The sequence below is a fragment of the Nocardia brasiliensis genome, assembly GCF_042691675.1.
Lineage (GTDB): Bacteria > Actinomycetota > Actinomycetes > Mycobacteriales > Mycobacteriaceae > Nocardia > Nocardia brasiliensis_D.
Map to the genome: position 1 here is coordinate 7728013 of NZ_CP170507.1, position 20451 is coordinate 7748463.

Annotated in this window: 15 protein-coding genes; 4 read left to right on the forward strand and 11 right to left on the reverse strand. The window is 67.7% G+C overall.

The genetic code is table 11. The annotated features are described in order from the left end of the window. Nucleotides 1-158: 158 nt before the first annotated feature. The 6 genes from ACFK0J_RS35680 to ACFK0J_RS35705 all read right to left on the reverse strand — a co-directional run bounded on the left by ACFK0J_RS35680 (nt 159) and on the right by ACFK0J_RS35705 (nt 7567). Nucleotides 159-1238: a DUF5336 domain-containing protein gene (locus ACFK0J_RS35680; RefSeq protein ID WP_378734102.1), complete on the reverse strand. Its 1080-nt coding sequence runs from the start codon at nt 1236-1238 to the stop codon at nt 159-161. 196 nt (nt 1239-1434) lie between these two features. After that, entirely contained in the window at nt 1435-4455 is a 3021-nt protein-coding gene (locus tag ACFK0J_RS35685; RefSeq protein WP_378734103.1) for a BTAD domain-containing putative transcriptional regulator, read from the reverse strand. 132 nt (nt 4456-4587) lie between these two features. After that, entirely contained in the window at nt 4588-4755 is a 168-nt protein-coding gene (locus ACFK0J_RS35690; protein WP_378734104.1) for a hypothetical protein, read from the reverse strand. 188 nt (nt 4756-4943) lie between these two features. Next, the gene (gene sucD, locus ACFK0J_RS35695) at nt 4944-5858 is read right to left on the reverse strand and encodes a succinate--CoA ligase subunit alpha (RefSeq protein ID WP_378734105.1); all 915 of its coding nucleotides are present in this window, start codon (nt 5856-5858) and stop codon (nt 4944-4946) included. An 11-nt stretch (nt 5859-5869) separates the two neighbouring features. Continuing rightward, complete coding sequence (gene sucC, locus ACFK0J_RS35700; RefSeq protein WP_218471741.1) at nt 5870-7036, reverse strand: ADP-forming succinate--CoA ligase subunit beta; 1167 nt, start codon at nt 7034-7036, stop codon at nt 5870-5872. A 393-nt stretch (nt 7037-7429) separates the two neighbouring features. Further along, nucleotides 7430-7567, reverse strand: coding sequence for a hypothetical protein (locus tag ACFK0J_RS35705; protein ID WP_378734106.1), 138 nt, complete (start codon nt 7565-7567; stop codon nt 7430-7432). A gap of 15 nt (nt 7568-7582) precedes the next feature. Between ACFK0J_RS35705 and ACFK0J_RS35710 the strand changes: the two genes are divergently transcribed. Next, nucleotides 7583-8845, forward strand: coding sequence for a M23 family metallopeptidase (locus tag ACFK0J_RS35710; RefSeq protein WP_378734107.1), 1263 nt, complete (start codon nt 7583-7585; stop codon nt 8843-8845). A 242-nt stretch (nt 8846-9087) separates the two neighbouring features. Further along, nucleotides 9088-10467: a DUF1731 domain-containing protein gene (locus ACFK0J_RS35715; protein WP_378734108.1), complete on the forward strand. Its 1380-nt coding sequence runs from the start codon at nt 9088-9090 to the stop codon at nt 10465-10467. Nucleotides 10468-10481: 14 nt separating this feature from the next. Here ACFK0J_RS35715 and ACFK0J_RS35720 read toward each other — a convergent pair whose 3' ends face one another. Continuing rightward, nucleotides 10482-10907 (reverse strand): hypothetical protein, encoded by a 426-nt coding sequence (locus ACFK0J_RS35720; RefSeq protein WP_378734109.1) that lies wholly within the window; start codon nt 10905-10907, stop codon nt 10482-10484. Nucleotides 10908-10981: 74 nt separating this feature from the next. After that, entirely contained in the window at nt 10982-13603 is a 2622-nt protein-coding gene (pcrA, locus tag ACFK0J_RS35725; protein ID WP_378734110.1) for a DNA helicase PcrA, read from the reverse strand. A gap of 385 nt (nt 13604-13988) precedes the next feature. On the opposite strand from pcrA, the gene ACFK0J_RS35730 reads away from it, so the two are divergent. Further along, nucleotides 13989-14282: a chorismate mutase gene (locus ACFK0J_RS35730; RefSeq protein WP_218471746.1), complete on the forward strand. Its 294-nt coding sequence runs from the start codon at nt 13989-13991 to the stop codon at nt 14280-14282. A gap of 127 nt (nt 14283-14409) precedes the next feature. Here the strand turns inward: ACFK0J_RS35730 and ACFK0J_RS35735 are convergent, their stop codons facing one another. Beyond that, nucleotides 14410-15864 (reverse strand): NAD-dependent succinate-semialdehyde dehydrogenase, encoded by a 1455-nt coding sequence (locus ACFK0J_RS35735; protein WP_378734111.1) that lies wholly within the window; start codon nt 15862-15864, stop codon nt 14410-14412. Between the two features lie 179 nt (nt 15865-16043). On the opposite strand from ACFK0J_RS35735, the gene pgi reads away from it, so the two are divergent. Beyond that, nucleotides 16044-17681: a glucose-6-phosphate isomerase gene (gene pgi, locus ACFK0J_RS35740; RefSeq protein ID WP_378734112.1), complete on the forward strand. Its 1638-nt coding sequence runs from the start codon at nt 16044-16046 to the stop codon at nt 17679-17681. Between the two features lie 13 nt (nt 17682-17694). On the opposite strand, the gene ACFK0J_RS35745 is transcribed toward pgi, so the two are convergent. Both ACFK0J_RS35745 and ACFK0J_RS35750 read right to left on the reverse strand, forming a co-directional pair. After that, a complete protein-coding gene (locus ACFK0J_RS35745; protein WP_378734113.1) occupies nt 17695-18375 on the reverse strand; it encodes a nucleoside/nucleotide kinase family protein in 681 nt (226 codons plus the stop codon). 118 nt (nt 18376-18493) lie between these two features. After that, complete coding sequence (locus ACFK0J_RS35750) at nt 18494-20089, reverse strand: M4 family metallopeptidase (protein ID WP_378734115.1); 1596 nt, start codon at nt 20087-20089, stop codon at nt 18494-18496. Between the last annotated feature and the right edge of the window lie 362 nt (nt 20090-20451).

A 20451-nucleotide genomic window follows, 5' to 3' on the forward strand; every position in this document is an offset into this window, starting at 1 on the left:
GTTCACGGCCGCGACCCACTGACACTCGGCTTCGTGCACGCGGGCGCGCTGTGTCCCTGATTCACTCGCAGACGCTCACTCATGACAATTCAGCGTGGCAGGCTCCCCGGCGCGGGCGGCTCAGGCGCGCCGCGAAACGCGCGCCGGGGGAACGACTGCTACTTGTTGTCTTCGGACGGGCGGAACGCCTGGGTGGCGTCGGAGGACGGGTCGCCGCCCTGCTCGCCGCCGAACGGCTGGCCCTGCTGAGCGCTCTGCTGGCCGCCGGTCTGACCGGACTGACCGTAGTTCGACGAACCGTACGGCGACTGCTGCGCGGGCTGGGCGGCGGAGCCGAAGTGCTGGGTGGCACCCTCCTCCTGGCGCGGCTGGGCCGTGCTCGGCGAGCTGTACGGCGAAGCCTGCTGCGGCGCACCGAAAGCGGTGGTCGGCGGCTGCTGACCGTACGCGGGCTGCTGACCGTAGGGCTGGCCGGGCTGGCCGTACGCGGGCTGGTTCGGCTGGCTCTGGCCGTACGGCGACCCCTGCGCCGCACCGTAACCGGGCTGCTGGCCGTAGGGCGGCTGCTGGCCGTAGGGCTGCTGCCCCGGCTGGCCTTGGCCGTAGCCGGGCTGGTTCTGACTGAACGCGGGCTGGCTCTGCCCGAACGACGACGGCTGCTGCTGGCCGTAGCCGCCCTGGCCGAAAGCTTGCTGGTTGGCGGGCCGCGGCGCGGGCGCCTTCACGATGCCCGACTCGAACAGCACCGCACCCACCGCGACCGCGGCCTGCGCGAAGGCGAGCACGAGCAGGACGTACGCGCCCCACTCCAGCTCGATGCCGTCGGCGAGGGTGAAGGAGTGCAGCAGCAGCGCGAGGAAACCCGCGACGGAGGCCGCCGCGGCCGCACCCGTCCAGTTCTGCTTCGGCAGCAGCGACAGACCGGCGAGGAGTCCGCCGAGCAGCAGAATGCCGAGCAGCGCGGCACCGGAGGCCTCGAACAGGTTCGCGGTCTCACTGCTCGCCACCCGGGCGCCGCCGAAGTCGATGGGCTTGCTGCCGATGAAGGGCACGAAACCGAGCAGGAAGTTGATCACGCCGAGCGCCGCGACACCGACCACCAGGAAGAACGGCAGACCCTTGGCCTCCGCACCGGACGCGCTCGAACCTGAACTGGCACCACCGGCCGTCGAACCGATGCTGGATGGTGTGGAGGGCGCGGGTGTGTTGTACCCGGAGCCCCCGGACGGGTATGACATGTCGTCGTCTCCTAGGTCGAGTCATACGTGGTCTTCAACTGCTGGATCCCTCCTGACGCTACTGCACTCGCTCGTCCAGGTCACCCTCAACAAACCGGCCGGACGACCCGCTCGGCGCCGCAAGCCCAGGTCGCGACCCGTTTGCCGACTGCTAGCACCGCCGATGGCAGCGTCTCAGCGCGGCGTCACCCGCATTTCACAAGGTGGTCAGCCGGTCGGTGTAGCGACGCCAGCCGAAACCCGCCGCCGCGAACTCGCCGCGGACCTCTTCTTGCAGCGATTGGGCCTTCTCGTCGCCCTCCGCACGCAGCAGTGCCACCGATACCGCTCGCGCGGCCAGCCGCGGCACACCCCCGATCGACGACGTGAAGATCTCATCGAGCAGGGTGCCGGCCGCGGCGGTTTCCCCCTTGGCGATCAACACGTCGGCCAGGTCGATGCGGGCGAGGCCGGTCGCGTCCTCCTCCTGTCCGAGGGCGGCGCGACAGTACGACTCGGCCGCGTCGAGTTGCCCCGACGCGAGAGCCGCTGCGGCACGGGTCAAGTCGTTCAACGGCAGGATCTGCCGGTCGTCCAGTCGGCGGGCGTACCGGTCGGACTCCTCGGCGGCGGCCAGCGCCTCGGCCACCCGGCCGAGATCGAGCAGCGCCTTGGCCTGATTGCTCAGTCCGCGGGAGAGGCCGTGCTCGTCCGCGTGCGCCGCGTCGACCTTGCTGGAGCGGGTGTAGGCCGCGAGTGCCTCGGTGGCGTCGCCGGAGTACAGCAATGCCGTGCCGAGCGCGTCGGCGAACGACGCGGCCTGGGTGTCGCGCGCGGCCAGCCGCTCCCCCGCGCGCAGCCGGGCGACGGCCGCGGGCAGGTTGCCCCGTTCGATATCGACGATCCCTTGGTAGTAACGCACGGTCTGGGCGAGCTCCGCATCATCGAGCGGCTCGGCCAGCGCACCCGCCCGCGCCAGCTGCTCGGCGGCGGCTTCCAGGTCACCGGTCATCAACGTGTGAAATCCGTAGTGACTCAACGCCTGCGCCAACTCGTGCGGGGCGATATCGATCCCCTCCATCGAAGTCAGCGCCGCATAGTGGCGTTGCGCCTCGCGGAACCGGGCCCGGGCCAGCCAGGGCACATGCATTTCGATCGCCAGCCGCAAACCATCTGTCGGCCGCGAGGTTCCGGGCGCGCGTTCCAGAGCCGCCAGGATGTTCGGCCATTCCGCGAACACCGCTGCCACCGATTCGGCGGCGGCGAAATCGTCGGAGGCGCCGATCGAGCGCACCAGGCGCAGACACCAGCGCAGGTGCGCGGTACGCAGTGCCTCGGTCTCGTCCGCCTCGGCCAGCCGGGCCAGCGCGTAGTCGCGCACCGTCTCCAAGAGCACGAATCGCCTTGTCGCACCGTCGGTCTGGACGGCAACCAGGTTCCGGTTGACCAGGTCCACCATGGCCGGCGCGACATCGCCCGGCTCGAGGTCGCCGTCCGGCAGCACGGCCTCGGCCGCCTCCAGGGTGAACCCGCCCGCGAAGATTCCGAGCCTGCGCAGTACCGCCCGCTCCCGCTCCGCAAGGAGCTCATAACTCCAGTCGAGCGCGACCCGCAAGCTGGTGTGCCGCCCACCGGCGACGCCGCGCGCACCACCGACCAGCAGCCGGACCCGGTCGTCGATCCGTTGGGCCAGTTGGGAAATCGTCAATGTCCTGGTGAGACCGGCGGCCAACTCGATGCCCAGCGGCAGCCAGTCCACCGCCGCGCAGATCGCCACCAGTTGTTCTCGCTCCGCTGCCGTCACCAAGCCGTGCAGCCCGGCCCGCTCGATGAACAACGCCACCGCGACGCCGCGATCCAACGGCCCCAGCGGATGCACCGACTCGCCCGGCACACCCAGCGGCCGCTGCGAGGTAACGAGGACGGTGAATTCAGTTGCCGCCCTGACGAATTCGGTCACGGATTCCAGCACATGCTCCGCGTTGTCGAGGACCAGCAGGGCTGGCTCGCGGTCGTCCGCGGCACCCCCGAGTGCGGCGGTGATCCCGGGCAACTGGTCGGTCGGAGCTATTGCCCCCGCCGCTGCCAGGCCACCCGCCTCCACGGCCGCCGCTATCGTGGGCAGCACGTCCTCGGCGCGATCCAGCGGCGCCAGTTCGACGAGTACGACGGGTCTGCCGGACCGGGCGATCGAATGCGCGACTTCGGCAGCCAGGCGCGATTTTCCGCTGCCCGCGATGCCGACCACAGTCGTCAGCCCGGGCTCCACCAAAGACGTGGTGAGGGTGTTGAATTCGCGACCGCGGCCGATGAAGCTCGTCAACGGAGTGGTAATCACCGGCCGCGGAGCCGGTTCGGTCGCGGACACACCCGGTTCGACGTCGAAGCTCCACGTGGCATCTCCCAGGTCCACCTCGGATGACGCGCCTCCGGCCGCCGCGCCACCCGTCGCCGCGGTCCCCGGCGCCCCGGTCCCGCCCGGGGTGGCAGCAGACGCGGTGGCCTGGAGTGACGGATCATGTTCCAGGATGCGAAGTTCCAGCGACGCCGTATCCGGCGACGGGTCGACGCCGAGTTCCTCGGCCAGCGCCCGCCGCAACCGCGCCAGCCGCTCCAGTGCATCGGCCTGGCGCCCTGTGCGGTACAACGCCAGCGCCAGCAGGCACGACAGCGGCTCATGCATCGGATATCGCGCGACCAGGCCGGTCAGCTCGGTCACCACCTCGCCTGCCGCGCCGAGTTCGAGATTCGCCTCCAGCCCCGCGACGGTCAGCGAGAGCCGCCAATCATCGAGCCGCTCCCCTTCCGCGGCCGCGAACGGGATGGTGCGCAGATCGGCCAGCGCAGGCCCGCGCCACAGCGCGAGCGCCGCCTTGGCCGCGGCCGCGACGGCGGCGTAATCACCGGTGCGCCGGGCCGTATGCAGCCGCTGCGCCGCCGCCTCCGCCGCAAGCAGATCCGTTGCGGAGACCCTCGCCTGATACCCCGCGGGGGTCCGCCCGATGACCTCGGCCAACGGCCCGAGCGCCGCCCGCAGTCGCGACACCACCACCCGCAACCGCTGCACCGGTCGCTCGACCTCGGCGCCCCATAGCTCCTCGGCCAGTCGCCTATCCGGCACCGGAACGCGATTCGCCAACGCCAACCGCACCAACACTGCCCGCTCCAGCGGCCGATCGACGGTCACCGCCACACCGTCGGCCAACACCTGCACTGGACCCAACACCAGCACATCCACGGGTCAAGCATGCCCTGCCCGATATGCCCGCGTCTGCCCGCCCCGATGACCGAGTGCAGCCCGCCACCACGCATGACGAAGGCCGCCCCGAAACCCGAGGCGGCCTTCGTTCGAACGGACCAGGCGCGGACGCTAGGCCTTGAACGCGCCCGCGACGATCGGAGCCTGGTCGCCGGACGTCTGGGCGGGGCCTGCCTGCGCCACCGGCGCCGGTGGCACCGGATCGGCGGTTGCGGTGCCCGCGGCCCCCGCGGCGACCCCCGCGATGATGGCAATGGCGAAGACAGTTCTGGTAATCATGCGATCCCTCCCGATAAAGGGGCGGCCAATAATGCTCTCCCCCGGGCATTCCCCGGTGCCGCCCCGTCGCCATGCTACCCGGGACACCGGCTTGCCCGCGAGACTTCCACGGGGGCAAACGGATCGGTCCGCGGCACGACGAAGGCCGCCCCCGAATGCGGTGGGCGGCCTTCGTTCGTACTGTTGAATCAGGCGGTGACGCTTGCCTTTTCCAGGATCTCGCGGGCCAGCGCGGCGGTCTCGGACGGCGTCTTGCCGACCTTCACGCCCGCGGCCTCCAGCGCGTCCTTCTTCGCCTGGGCGGTGCCCGCCGAGCCGGAGACGATGGCGCCCGCGTGGCCCATGGTCTTGCCCTCGGGCGCGGTGAAGCCCGCGACGTAGCCGACGACCGGCTTGGTGACGTTGGCCTTGATGTAGGCCGCGGCCCGCTCCTCGGCGTCGCCACCGATCTCACCGATCATCACGATCAGCTTGGTCTCCGGGTCCTTTTCGAACGCCTCGATGGCGTCGATGTGGGTGGTGCCGATGACCGGGTCGCCGCCGATGCCGATGGCGGTGGAGAAGCCGAAATCGCGCAGCTCGTACATCATCTGGTAGGTCAGCGTGCCGGACTTCGACACCAGGCCGACCGGGCCCTTGCCGGTGATGTTGGCCGGGGTGATGCCGACCAGCGCCTCGCCGGGGGTGATGATGCCGGGGCAGTTCGGGCCGATGATCCGGGTCTTGTTGCCCTTCTCCACGTTGTAGGCCCACGCGAACGCGGTGTCCTGCACCGGGATGCCCTCGGTGATGACCACGAGCAGCGGGATCTCCGCGTCGATCGCCTCGATGATGGCGTCCTTGGCGAACTTCGGCGGCACGAACGCGATGGAGACATCGGCGCCGGTTTCCTTGATGGCCTCGGCGACGGTGCCGTACACCGGCAGCTCGACCGCGTTGCCGTCCTTGTCGGTGTGCGCGACGGTGGTGCCCGCCTTGCGCGCGTTGACGCCGCCGACGACCTGAGTGCCCGCCTTGAGCATCAGCGCGGTGTGCTTGGTGCCCTCGCCGCCGGTGATGCCCTGGACGATAACTTTCGAGTCCTTGTTAAGGAAGATAGACATTTCCGGATTCCTTACTTGGCCGCTGCCAGTTCGGCGGCCTTGTCGGCGCCTTCGTCCATTGTCTGCGCAAGCGTGATCAACGGGTGCGCGGCATCGGCGAGGATCTGGCGACCCTCGTCCACCTTGTTGCCGTCGAGACGGACGACCAGCGGCTTGTTCGCCTCGGCGCCGAGGATCTCCAGCGCCTTGACGATGCCGTTGGCGACCGCGTCACAGGCGGTGATGCCACCGAAGACGTTCACGAACACGCTCTTGACCTGCGAGTCACCCAGGATGACGTCGAGGCCGGCGGCCATCACCTCGGCCGAGGCGCCGCCACCGATGTCGAGGAAGTTGGCGGGCTTGACGCCGCCGTGGTTCTCGCCCGCGTAGGCGACCACGTCGAGGGTCGACATGACCAGACCGGCGCCGTTGCCGATGATGCCGACCTCACCGTCGAGCTTGACGTAGTTGAGGTCGTTCTCCTTGGCCTTGAGCTCCAAGGGATCGGTCGCGTCCTTGTCCGCGAAGGCCTCGTGGTCCGCGTGGCGGAACTCGGCGTTCTCGTCGAGGGTGACCTTGCCGTCGAGGGCGAGGATCTCGTCCTGCGGGGTGCGTACGAGCGGGTTGACCTCCACCAGGGTGGCGTCCTCCTTGACGAACACCTCCCACAGCTTCTGGATCGTCACGGCGGCCGCGTCGAGCACCTCGGCGGGCAGGTGGCCCTGCTCGGCGATCGAGCGGGCGAATGCGAGGTCGACACCCTTGACGGCGTCGACGGCGACCTTGGCGAGGCGCTCCGGCTTGGTCGCGGCGACCTCTTCGATCTCCATGCCGCCTTCCACCGAGCACATGGCCAGGTAGGTGCGGTTGGACCGATCGAGCAGGAAGGAGATGTAGTACTCCTCCGCGATGTCCTTGGCTTCGGCGACAAGGATCTTCTTGGTGATGTGGCCCTTGATATCCAGGCCGAGGATGTTCTGCGCGTGCGTGAACGCGTCGTCCGGGGTGGCCGCGTACTTGACGCCACCCGCCTTGCCGCGGCCACCGGCCTTCACCTGAGCCTTGACCATCACCGGCTTGCCGATTTCCGCCGCGATGGCGCGGGCGTCCTCGGCCGTGTCCGTGACGCGGCCCTCGGACGAAGGCACTCCGTGCTTAACGAAGAGCTCCTTCGCCTGATATTCGAAGAGATCCATGTACTCACCGTCTCGTCTGCGTTGTGATGACAACGTCTTTGTTGGCGGCCCGACGTCGGAAGCGGGTCGGGTCGGACTCTAATCAGTCACATGGACGGCCAATCGGCCACGTTCATCCTAAGTGGCGCAGGTCACGGGCTCGTGCGCGGCGCGGAATAACCGCTGGCCATCGCTACTCGCGAGTAGGTTGTTGACACCGCGCCAGGTAGAGCCGCCGAACCCGGGAGCACGGCTGGATCTACTACAAATCGTCGTCGTTCCGCCGGGCGCGGGTGCCCAATGCACAGAAAGATATTCCGTGGTGTTACCGTGATCAATCTCACATGTTCGGACAGAACGGCCGCAGCGCTTGCGGGACCCGCAATCGTTTCGTTACCGTCATTGCGGTCGATGTCACAGCACGGTCACGACTAGGAGGACGGCAAGCTTGATGCAGCACAGCACTCCGCAGACGGAGAGCCGTTCCGCAAACGACCCGTCGACGCCGCTGATCAGCAGGCACCTCGGCCCCGCGAACATCTCTCGCTCCATGATGTGGCACCGCCGATGAACCATCGCTCCGCCCTTATTCCTGAAAATCGCGCTCGGTCCGGACATCGTTATCGCAACGATGACGACGCCCTCGGCGCCCAGGCTTCGCACGGCAGGCCCGCGGGCCCCTCGGTGGACCGGCAGCGGAACTCGCTGTACAACACGCCGCCCGCTGAGTACAACCCCGCGCCGCGCACCGACTATGCCGATGCCGCACCGCAGGGCGACTACTTCCACGCCGCCGGTGACGCGCGTCAAGCCGACGGGTACTACGGCCCCGACAACTCCTGGACCGCGAACGAGTCGTGGTCCCAGCAGGATTCGTGGGCACCGCAGGACTCTTGGTCGCAGCAGAGCTCCTGGTCCGACGGCGCCGCATGGAACGCGGGCGACGCCTGGGCCGACGAGCAGTACCGGACACCCGCGAACGAATACCGGGCACCCGAGGACGGCTGCTGGGCTCCGGAAGAGTCCTGGGCATCCGACGCCGAGTCCGACACGCCGGCCACGCCGAGCGTGATCCCCGGCCGCAGCGCCACCAAACGCGGTGGCGCACACCGGCTGCCCGCACCGCCCGCCGCCCTCAAGGGGCGCGCCGCGGTCGCCGCGGTGGCCGCGGGCGCTGTCGTCGCCGCGGGACAGGCCGCGCTCGCCTCGCCCGACCAGCCCGCGCAGTCCGTCGACTACCAGGCGGCCGGGCAGATCCACGAGATCGCCGCGCAGTCCGTCAGCCTGGCCGACCCCAACGCTTCGCCGGAGTCGCCCCAACTGCTCAACGTCTCGGGACCGACCCATCTCGGCGATTTCAACGACATTCTGCAAAAAGGCCAGAAGTACGCGCAGGATCTTGCCGAAGCGGAAGCCGCGAAGTTACGTCCCCTCTTCGCCAAGTTCGCCGCGGGTAACTTCACCTCCGGCTTCGGCGCCCGCTGGGGCGTACAGCATCTCGGTATCGACATCGCCGGACCGATCGGCACCCCGATCGTCGCGGTCGCCGACGGCACCGTCATCGAAGCGGGCCCCGCGGCGGGGTTCGGTATGTGGGTTCGGCTGCTGCACGACGATGGCACGGTCACCGTTTACGGACATATCGACACCGCCACGGTGTCCCAGGGGCAGCGGGTGATGGCGGGGGATCAGATCGCCACTATCGGAAACCGGGGGTTCTCTACCGGGCCGCACTGCCACTTCGAGGTTTGGTTGAACGGGTCGGACAAGATTGATCCGGTGCCTTGGTTGGCTACTCGGGGGATTAGTTTGGGGCCTCAGCGGGACTGAGGGGGCGGGGTTCGGGGCCGGGTTGGGGGCCGGAGGGTTGGTCAAGGGCAAGGGCAGGGACGCCTTACGGCGTCCCGGGCCGGAGGTTCATGATCAACGGGACGTGACGGTGGGGAAATCGGCGTGTCGCCGCCACCATGTCCCGTTGGCCTTGGTTCTGGTCCCGTTGATCTTGGTTATTGGGTGGGTGGGTGATGAGGCGCACGTACTGGTGGGGGTGGGTGGGGGCTAGCGTCGGGGGTATGGCACGTACGACGACGTACACCCAGTTCATTGCGTTACCAACGGAAGTCGTGTGGGGGGTGCTGGCGGATCCGGTACGGTGGCCGGAATGGAATCCGGCGGTTACGTCGGTGCGGCTGCACGGGGCGGTCGGGGTGGGTACGACGGGTGACTATCTGCCTAGGGGGCGGGTTTTCGAAACACTGCATGGGCGGACGGCGCCGCCGTTCGTTATCAGCACGCTGGTGTCTGGGCGGGTGCTGGCCATCGAGCAGCCGGAACCGGTGGGGCGGATGCGGTTGTCGTGGACGCTGACGCCGCGCGAGGGGGGCACCGAGATCAGCCAGCAGCTCACGTTCAGCGGTCCCTCGGCATCGGTCGCCAGGATGGTGGTCGGGTCGCTGCTGGAGACCGACGCTCGGGTCTGCTTCGCTCGGCTGGCCGGACTGGCCGGGATCGAACCGGGGGCTACCGCACTGACCGTGGTAATCGCCGGTGGCACAGGCGCATTGGGTAAGCACATCGCCGCTGATCTGACCTGCCGTGGGCATCGGGTGACCATCCTCACTCGTAAACGGGATGCGGGACTGCCGTTCGATCAGGTCGAGTGGGACGGGAAGACAGTGGGCGATTGGGTTGCCGCACTGTGCAATCCGGGGGCGACGGCGATCGTCAATTTGGCGGGCAAGCTGGTCGACTGTCGGCCTACCGAGCGCAATATCGACGAATTGCGGCGCAGTCGAGTGGATTCCACTCGGGCGCTGGTGGACGGGGCCGCTACTCTCGACGCGCCGATCGACTACTGGGTGCAGGCTAGCACCACCGCGATCTGGTCTGATGCGGGCGAAACCCGGTGCACCGAAACAACTCCGCTGCCGGTCGGGCTGCCGCAGATGACCGGCGTGGCCGAACCGTGGGAGCGGGCGTTCGACGGTGCCGATGCCACACACTCGACCATCCTGCGCACCTCGATCGTGCTGGATCCGCAAGCCCCGGCGCTGAAACGCCTCGGCCAGTTGACCAAGGCGGGTCTCGGCGGGCGCGTCGGGCCGGGCGACCAATGGTTCAGCTGGATTCACGTCGAGGACTGGCTGGCCATCGTCCGTGCCGCCCTCGGACTCGACCCGACGGTCACGTTGCCGGACGGCGTCTTGGTGGCCGCCACCGACTTTCCGGTCCGCAATCGGGAACTGATGGCCGCCCTGCGCAGGCATCTGCGCCGCCCACCGGCCCCCCCTACCCCGGTCACGCTATTGAAGATCGGCGCGGTCCTCCTCCGCTCCGATTCGGCACTAGGTCTCACCGGCCGCCACGCAACCTCGGAAGTGCTGCGCCAGAGCGGCTTCACCTTCCGCTACCCCACCCTGGACGAAGCTCTCACCGACCTGTTGCCCAGCTGAGCGCGGAACCACCGCTAGGGAGCAGCGGCGATCGCCAATCCGATCAGCGCCACCACCTTGACCACTTCCAGGCCGATGTACCAGAAGTGGGCGTGCGACCGCGGCAGCTCTTCCCCGGCAAGCACGCGATCGGCGCGTCGGGTCAGCGGTGGCCGCACCAGCAGAAGTTGTGCCGCGAGCACCGCCACGGCGGCGGCCAGCCACCCCCAGGTGCCCGCGGCGGGCACGACGACGAGGGTGGCCACTGCCAGCGCACCGGCCAGCACGGTCTCGGCGATATTCAAGGCGCGAAACACCAACCGGCCGATTCCGAGTCCGAGCGCCAGGGTTACCCCCGGCGCGCGGAACTTCAGTGGTGCTTCCAGGAACGAGATCGCCAGCACCATGCCCAGCCAAAGCATCGGAAACAACCACAGGATGTGCTGCGCGATCGTGTCCATGGGTGGACCTTACCGATGCGGATCGGCCGCTCGGCAGGGTCGAACGGCCCCGCCGAACGGCCTTCGGCGACTGCTCAGAGCTTGACCAAGGTGCGGCTGTACTGCGGGATGAGCCGGATCTTGCCCGCGGTGCCGAAGTCGATGGTCACCGTGGCCAGCGGGCCGAAACCCTCCGCGGCGATCACCTTACCGAGGCCGTACTTGTCGTCGCTGACCCGATCGCCCACGGCGAGAACGAGATTCGCATTGTTGCGGGCAGCGGCACCAGGGGCGGGCCGACGCGGCCCTCGGTCCGCGCGGACCCCGGGTCGCTGTTCGGACCAGCCGTCGCCACGGGTCCAGTCGCGTTCCATCCGGTCGTCGTCACCCCGGCGGCGGATGCCCCGCGTCGCGGCGGAACCGGCCGGTTCCAGCCGCCGCCAATCGATCAGGTGATCCGGAATCTCCTGCAGGAAACGTGATTCCGGGTTGGTGACCGGCTGACCCCAGCCGGAGCGGACCACCGCGCGGGTCAGGTACAGCCGCTTCCTGGCCCGGGTGATCCCGACATAGGCGAGCCGGCGTTCCTCGGCCAGCTCGGCCGGATCGCCGAGCGCCCGCATGTGCGGGAACTGGCCGTCCTCCCAGCCGGTCACGAACACCACCGGGAACTCGAGCCCCTTGGCGGTGTGCAAGGTCATCATCGTGACCACACCGGCGCCCTCATCCGGGATCTGGTCGGTATCGGCCACCAGCGAGACCCGCTCCAGGAACGCGGCGAGCGACCCCGGGTCCGGTTCGCCCTCGCCCACCTCCGGCAGCAGCCCCTCCTGCCGGGCCGCCTCCGCGTTGTTGTGCGCCTCGGAACTGAATTCCCGTGCGACGCTCACCAGTTCGTTGAGGTTGTCCAGCCGGGCGCCGTCCTGCGGGTCGTCGGAGGCCTCCAACTCGGCACGATAGCCGGTGCGCTCCAGCACCGCTTCGACGACATTGCCGACATCCGGGAAGTCGAGGTCCTCCTGCACACCCGCCGCCCTGATCTCTTCCAGCAGATCGAGGAATCCGGCGATCGCCCGCTGCGCCCGCGTATTCAGCAGGGCGACTTTGCCGTCGGCCGCGTCGCGCAGCGCGGCGGCGAAACCGATGCCCCGCTGATCGGCGTGCACCGCGACGCAGGCCTCGGCCCGATCGCCGATGCCACGGCGCGGGGTGTTCAGGATCCGGCGCACGCTCACCGCGTCCTCGGGGTTCTCCAGCACCCGCAGGTAGGCGACGATGTCGCGCACCTCCTTGCGCTCGTAGAACCGGACGCCGCCGACCACCTTGTACGGCAAGCCCATCCGGATGAAGATCTCTTCCAGCGCACGGGAGTTGTTGTTGGTCCGGTAGAACACCGCGACATCGCCGTAGTTCGCCTCGCCCTGATCGACCAGCCGATCGATCTCGCGCGCCACGAACGCGGCCTCGTCGTGCTCGTTGTCGGCGACGTAACCGGTGATCAGGTCACCCTCGCCGGAATCGGTCCACAACTTCTTGTCGCGCCGGTTCTCGTTGCGCGAGATCACCGCGTTGGCGGCGGACAGGATGTGCTGGGTGGAGCGGTAGTTCTGCTCCAGCAGGATGGTTTCCGCGTCCGGGAAGTCGCGCTCGAACTCCTCGATATTGCGGATGGTCGCGCCGCGGAAGGCATAGATGGACTGATCCGCGTCACCGACCACGCACAGCTCGCTGGGCGGCGCCTGATCCTCGCCGCGGTCCTCCCGGTGATGACCGACCAACTCGCGCACCAGGATGTACTGGGCGTGGTTGGTGTCCTGGTATTCGTCGACGAGCACATGCCGGAACCGGCGCCGGTAGTACTCGGCGACCTGCGGGTGATTCTGCAGCAGCGCCACCGTCTCGCCGATCAGATCGTCGAAATCCAGCGCGTTCGCCGCGCGCAAGCGCCGTTGATATTCGGCGTAGACGCGGGCGACCAAGCCGGGCAGTTCGGTTTCGTCCGACTCGGCATCCGCGCTCGCCTGTTGCGGCCCGATCAGCTCGTTCTTCAGATTGGAGATCGCGGTCGACAGGAGTCGCGCGGTGTATTTCTTGGTATCGATGTCGAAGTCGCGACTGATCATGGTGAGCAGTCGCCGCGAATCATCGGCATCGTAGATGGAGAAATTCGAATTCAAGCCCGGCAGCAGGGCCGCTTGCATGCGCAGGATGCGGACACAACTGGAGTGGAACGTGGACACCCACATGTTGTTCGCACGCGGACCGACCAGTCCTATTACTCGCTCCCGCATCTCCGCAGCAGCCTTGTTGGTGAAGGTGATCGCGAGCACCTGGCCGGGGGTCACGCCGCGGGCGGCCAGCAGGTAGGCGATGCGCCGGGTGAGCACGGCGGTCTTGCCGGAACCAGCGCCCGCCACGATCAACAGGGGTGCGCCACTGTGTACGACGGCGGCGCGTTGCTGCGGATTGAGGCCGTCGAGCAGGTGCTCGGCCTCCTCGGCGCGCCGCTTCTCCCGTTCGACACGCCGCTGTTCCTGTTCGGCGGCCGACGGCGGTGGTTCGGGAACAGCGGCCCGCTGGGTTTCCGGCACCGCTCGCACCTCCTCCACAGCCGACACCGCTTCCTCGGCGTTACCACCGGTGACCTGCGGTTGATGTATCGAATCCGGTTGCCGGGCGCGACCGGCCTGCGTCTTGGGAGCCACCGTGATGTCCATCGCCCATCCACGCTACCGGCGCGCACCGACAGAGATGAAGCCCCGGGTTGTCCCGCGCTCGGTTCGGTACCGCGACAGCGAACGGAGAGTGAACTCAGCGGGCAGCGGCCGCGCTGAATCCGGGTCCGTCTTCTCAGCAGATTCACAAAACGAATCGTTTTGCATACCTACCGGCCCGTGGCAGACTGGCGACATGATGAGTGCCCACGCGATACATCCGTTTCGGTTACCGACCGGATATCGTGATCGCGGCGCTGGTATCTGAGCGCACCATCCTGGGGGGACAATTCGAAGGCCCTACCAGGGCTGTTTCACGGTGAAAGAACCGATCGGTAACGAGCCGGGCTCACCCGCCGATCCATGTTCTGACACGAGGAGATGAATGATGAGCACCCCCGCAACGACGACCGGGTCCGATTCGGCGCTGCCGCAGAGCGACGCGGAGATCGACAAGCTCCGCAAGGAGATCGATCACCTCGATGCCGAGATCCTCGCCGCCATCAAGCGCCGCACGGAGATCTCCCGGATCATCGGCCGGACGCGGATGGCGTCCGGCGGGCCCCGCCTCGTCCACAATCGGGAAATGAAGGTGCTGGAGCGATTCAGCGAACTGGGCCAGGAAGGCCACACCCTCGCGATGCTCCTGCTGCGCCTCGGCCGCGGCCGCCTCGGCCACTGACCTCGGCTGGTCCCACCGGCCGCTGAACGCGGCCCTGAACCCATGCGGCAAAAGCACGACAACCGCATCCCCAAGGCCGCCCCGGGTGTATATCACCCCGGGGCGGTCGTTTCGTCTCCGTCCGCGCTCAGCTGAGCGCGATGTACTTGGTGGAGAGGTACTCCTCGATGCCCTCGGTGCCGCCCTCGCGGCCGAAGCCGGAGGCCTTCACACCGCCGAAAGGTGCTGCCGGGTCGGAGATTACGCCGCGATTGACGCCGACCATGCCGGACTCCAAGCCCTCGGCGACCCGCAGGGCGCGGTCCAGATCAGCGGTGTAGACGTAGCTGACCAGGCCGAATTCGGTGTCGTTCGCCGCGGCGAGGCCCTGCTCCTCGGTGTCGAAGCCGACAATCGGGGCAACCGGCCCGAAAACCTCCTCACGCAGAATCCTGGCCTGCGGCGGGACGTCGCTGAGGATGGTGGCGGGATAGAACCAGCCGGGCCCGCCGGGCGCTTTGCCACCCAGCCGGACCTGAGCGCCGGCCGCGACGGCGTCCTCGACGAGCTCGCTGACCGTGTCGAGCTGTTCCTCATTGATCAGCGGGCCGAGGGTGGTGTTCGGGTCGGTGCCCGGCCCGAGGGTCACGCTGGACGCCATCGCCTCGACGAACTTGCCGGTGAACTCCTCGAGCACGCCCCGCTGGACGTGGAAGCGGTTGGCCGCGGTGCACGCCTCGCCGCCGTTGCGCAGCTTCGCCAGCATCGCGCCCTGCACGGCCGCGTCGATGTCCGCGTCGTCGAACACCACGAACGGCGCGTTGCCGCCGAGCTCCATCGAGGTGCGCAGCAGTCCGTTCGCCGACTTCTCCACCAGCTTCTTGCCCACCTCGGTGGAGCCGGTGAAGGTCAGCTTGCGCAGCCGCGGATCGTCGAGCAGCGGCTGGGTCACGGCGCCGGACCGGCTCGAGGTGATCACCGAGAGCACCCCGTCCGGCAGCCCGGCCTCGCTGCACAGCTTGGCGAGCAGCAGCATGGTCAGCGGTGTCGCCGAGGCGGGCTTGACGATCATGGTGCAGCCCGCGGCCAGCGCGGGACCGATCTTGCGGGTACCCATGGCCAGCGGGAAGTTCCACGGCGTGATCGCCAGACAGGGCCCGACCGGCTGCTTGTGCACCATGATCCGGCCGGTGCCGGACGGCGCGTGCAGGTAGCGCCCGTGCACCCGCACAGCTTCCTCGCTGAACCACCGGAAGAACTCCGCGCCGTACTTGACCTCATTGCGGCTCTCCGGCAGCGCCTTGCCCATTTCCAGGGTCATCAGCAGCGCGAATTCCTCGGCCCGGGCGGTGATCTGCTCGAAGACCGCGCGCAGGATCTCGCCGCGCTCCCGGGACGGCCGCGCGGCCCACTCCGCCTGCACCGCGACGGCGGCGTCCAACGCCCGCACCGCGTCCTCGGGCGTGGCGTCGGCGACCCGCGTCAGCACCTCCCCGTTCGCCGGATTGTGCACCGCGAAGGTGCCGCCGCCCGTGGCGGCAACGGGCCCGCCGATCCACAGCTGCGTCGGGACGGATTCGAGAAGTTCGCGTTCGGACACCATGAACCAAGCCTAATCCGCGCAGCCGGACGCGGGCCGTCATCGGACCGCGCATGATTGGAGTGGATGCGAAGGCGCGCATAGGCGGGCGCCAGGATCCGGCCGGGTCCCCACCGGCCTGAATCGACGCTCCGGGGTGTTTGCCGTGCGCGCGCTTGGAGCGGTGAGTAACCTCGGCGGACGTGAGCAGCGACATCACCGCGACGGCGGCCTGGCGGAAACTGCACGAACACTTCGACGGGATCGCGGGGCGGCACCTGCGCGACCTCTTCGCCGACGATGAGTCGCGCGGCCGTGCGATGACCGTCGACGTGGCGGACCTGCACATCGACTACAGCAAGCACCGCGTCACGCGGGAAACCCTGCACCTGCTCGTCGAATTGGCGCGCGAGGCGAAGGTGGCCGAGCGTCGCGACGCGATGTTCCGCGGCGAGCACATCAACACCTCGGAGGATCGCGCGGTCGCGCACATCGCATTGCGCTTGCCCGAGGGTCGGTCGCTGACCGTCGATGGCGCCGACGCGGGCACCGAGGTACACGAGGTGCTGCGGCGGATGGGTGAGTTCACCGACGCGGTGCGCTCTGGCGAATGGCGCGGCGCCACCGGCGAACGCATCAGCACCGTGGTCAATATCGGCATCGGCGGGTCCGATCTCGGGCCGGTGATGGTGCACCAGGCGCTGCGGCATTACGCCGACGCCGGAATCGGCGCCCGGTTCGTCTCCAATGTCGATCCGGCGGATCTGGTGGCGAAACTCGACGGACTCGACCCGGCCACAACGCTGTTCATCGTCGCCTCCAAGACCTTCTCCACGCTGGAGACGCTGACCAACGCGACCGCAGCCCGGCGTTGGCTGGTGGCGGCACTCGGCGAGGACGCCGTCGCCAAGCATTTCGTCGCCGTCTCGACCAATGCGGAGAAGGTGGCGGAGTTCGGCATCGACACCGCCAATATGTTCGGCTTCTGGGACTGGGTCGGCGGCCGCTATTCGGTGGATTCCGCGATCGGCCTCTCGGTGATGGCCACTATCGGCAAGGAACGCTTCGCCGAGTTCCTCGCGGGCATGCACGCCATGGACGAGCATTTCGTCAACGCGCCGCTCGAGGCGAACGCACCGGTGCTGCTCGGCCTGCTCGGCGTCTGGTATTCGAACTTCTTCGGCGCGGAATCCCGTGCGGTGCTGCCCTATTCGAACGACCTGGCCCGTTTCCCCGCCTATCTACAGCAGCTCACGATGGAGTCGAACGGCAAGTCGGTGCGCGCCGACGGCACCCCGGTCACCACCGCCACCGGCGAAATCTTCTGGGGCGAGCCGGGAACCAATGGCCAGCACGCGTTTTATCAACTGCTGCACCAGGGCACCCGTCTCATTCCGGCCGATTTCATCGGATTCGCCCGCCCCACCGACGATCTGCCCACCCGCGACGGCACCGGCAGCATGCACGACATCCTGATGAGCAACATGTTCGCGCAGACCAAGGTGCTCGCGTTCGGCAAGACCGCGGACGAGATCGCCGCCGAGGGCACCGACCCGAAGGTGGTGCCGCACAAGGTGATGCCGGGCAACCGGCCGAGCACCACCATTCTCGCGCCGCAGCTCACCCCGTCGGTGGTCGGCCAATTGATCGCCCTCTACGAACACCAGGTCTTCGTCGAAGGCACCATCTGGGGCATCGACAGCTTCGACCAGTGGGGTGTGGAGCTGGGCAAGCAGCAGGCACTGGCGCTCGCACCCTCGCTCACTTCCACGGAATCGCCTGAGCCGCAAGGGGACTCGTCTACCGATGCGCTGATTCACTGGTATCGCGCCAAGAAGTAGGGCTCCCGCCGGATCAGTGCCGGAACGCGACCTCGTAGCGTCCGGCAGTCTGGCGTAGCACCAGATCGGCGCGGTCCTTTGTGGCGGCGATCAGATCGGCGTTGCGCAGATCGCTGTCGTGTACCTTCGCGGCAGCGGCCTCGGGCGTGCGGCCGCCGCGAATGTGTCTGCGCAGCAAGCGATCCTCGATCAGCTCACGCGGCGCGTCCAGGTACCAGCATTCGTCGAGCAGCTTGCGCACCGCCGACCATGCCCGGTCCCCGACATCGTCCAGCAACAGGTAGTTCCCCTCGGTGATCGCGATCAGCTGCCGATCGAAGACAATGCCCGCCGGGATCGGATCATGCACGGTGCGATCGAAGATCGGCCACGGCACCGGTTCGCCGAGCGGAGTGTCCCGGAGCCTGCGGAGATTGTCGAGATAGGCCGCGGTGTCGAAGGTGTCCGGTTCACCTTTGCGGGCAAGGCTTCCCGCGGCGCGCAACACCTCGTTGGTCAGGTGGAAGCCATCCATCGGCGCGATCTCGGCGATCGGCGACTCGGCATTGAGCGCATCCCGAAGCCGGACCGACAGGGTGGACTTCCCCGCGCCCGGTGGCCCAGCGATACCGAGCAGATACCGGCGACCGTCGGCGTGCGCGCGCACCCGATCGGCGAGCGCACGCAACGAGGTCTCGGAATACGGACTGTCCACCGCAGCCACCCTACCGAGCTGAAACCCATCGCCACCCGGCATGATCACCGCGTCCGGACAAAGACATCTCACCGAGCCCGAGGCGGGCACGGTGAGACGTCCGGTTTACCGGTAATTATCAGGTGCGGGCCTGGAGTTGCGGCAACCTGGTGGCCTGGGTGGCATTGGCCACCTGGACACAGTCAGCAGCCGTCGTCCCGGCGGTCCCGTTCCGGACATTGGTGTTGCACGCGTTCTTCAGCGCGCTGGACAATGCCGCGTAGTTGGAATTGGACGACAACATTGTCTGCGTCGTCCAGTACAGCGCGGCGGTCTTCTCGAGGCCGATCGCGGTGACGTTCACGCCGTTGAGGCTGCCGCCGTCGACCATCAGCTGCGCGGTCTTGTTGCCGACGCCGCTGTTGATGTGGACACCGCCATTGTCGCCGGTACCGGTGTACCAGTAGCGTCCCCGATACGTGTCGGGATCCTGGTAGGCGTTCGGGTTCTTCATATCCCGGATGACGCCGATGGCACTGCAGGCACCGAGCTTCCACCGATTGGCCGGAGTGTTGCACGGGTTGCTGGTGTTCACCAGGAAGGTGAGCTCGCCGAAGATATCCGACATGGATTCGTTGATCGCACCGGGCTCATTGCGGTAGACGAGACCGTTGGTCCGCTGTGTCACGCCGTGCGTGAGTTCATGTCCGGTGATGTCCTCGGTGGTGAGGCCCTCGCCGTAGGCCATGTAACTGCCGGACCAGAAGGCATTCCGGTACGGGCACGCGGTGGGGGTGCAGAGACGGACGGTCGCGCGCAGTGCTCGGCCCTTGCCGTCCCCGGTGTCGGAGCCGATGAGTGCGGTCAGGTCCTTCAGCCCGGTGTAGCGCGCGTAGAACGCATCGGTGTTGCCCAGGTAGGTGTAGATGTCGTCGACGTCCTTGATACCGACCGGCGGCTGGCCCTCGGACCTGGTGGACCGCAGGGTCCCGGTACCGCACCCGGCCCGGCTGGGGTCGATGCGCCGGTTCGCGTTATCGCACACCACACGGTTGAGGTGCTTGGTCTCGCTCCAGCTGTCCAGCACCTTGCCGGTGTTGTTGGCGTCGATGAACACGATCCACTCAGCGGGCTCGTCCTTCTCGATAACGCCGTCGATCTCGACCTTGTAAGCCGGGACCGCAACGCTTTCCGCCTCACCCTTGGCGGCCAGCTTCGCGTCGTACCAGTAGGCCTTCACCTCGGCGACGGTCAGCTTGTCGGCCGGCATCTTGCTCTGTTCGACCACCTTTTTCAGCGCGGTCGCCTTTACCTCTTCGGCCGGCGTAGTCGTCGTGTACTTGCCCTGCGACTTCTTGGACAGTGCACCGGTCACCGAGATGAGCGAACCGTCGGGGGCCAGCGACTGCGCCGCCGATGCGCCGAACACCGGCACCTTGTCGATCTCCTGACGCAGACGAACCGTGGACCCACCACCGACTGGGAACACGGATTCCACGACGAGGTCGCCCGCGGTATCGCCATTTCCGCCGAAGACCTTCTCTACTGCGCCCGCGTGCGCTTGCGCGACGGCGGGGGCTTCCTTCGGTGTTCCCGCCGGAACCGGGACCGGCTCTTTGGGCACTACCTGCTGAACGGCGCCCTGCGGATCCGTCAGCACCTCTTTCGGCACGGCCGACAGGTCGGAACCCGCAGGCGGCTGGCTGCTGGCACCAGGACCAGACGCGAACATCATTGCCGCAACGGCAATTAACGCGAAGGCGGTATTACGTCCCGCCCGTATTTGTGTGGGTTTCATGACCAAGTAGAACCACATACCGGCGGTCAACTCGACTGGAGACAGGACTGGGGAAAGGAATGGCGAGACCGGATATCTTCGGGCTATCGGCAAGCGCGGCCATAAATATTATGCGCGAATACCTTTCGTATCTTCTGGTCAGCCGTTCATGTCACGGCCTACCCGCCAGCGCACGCCGACGTCCAAATGTATTGATACGCCATAAAACTGAGGAGACGACGTATAAAAATGTTCAACTCGAGCAGGTTTCGCCAGACCCGGGGCTATCGTCGGCCCGGCCATATGTCGATACCAAGATC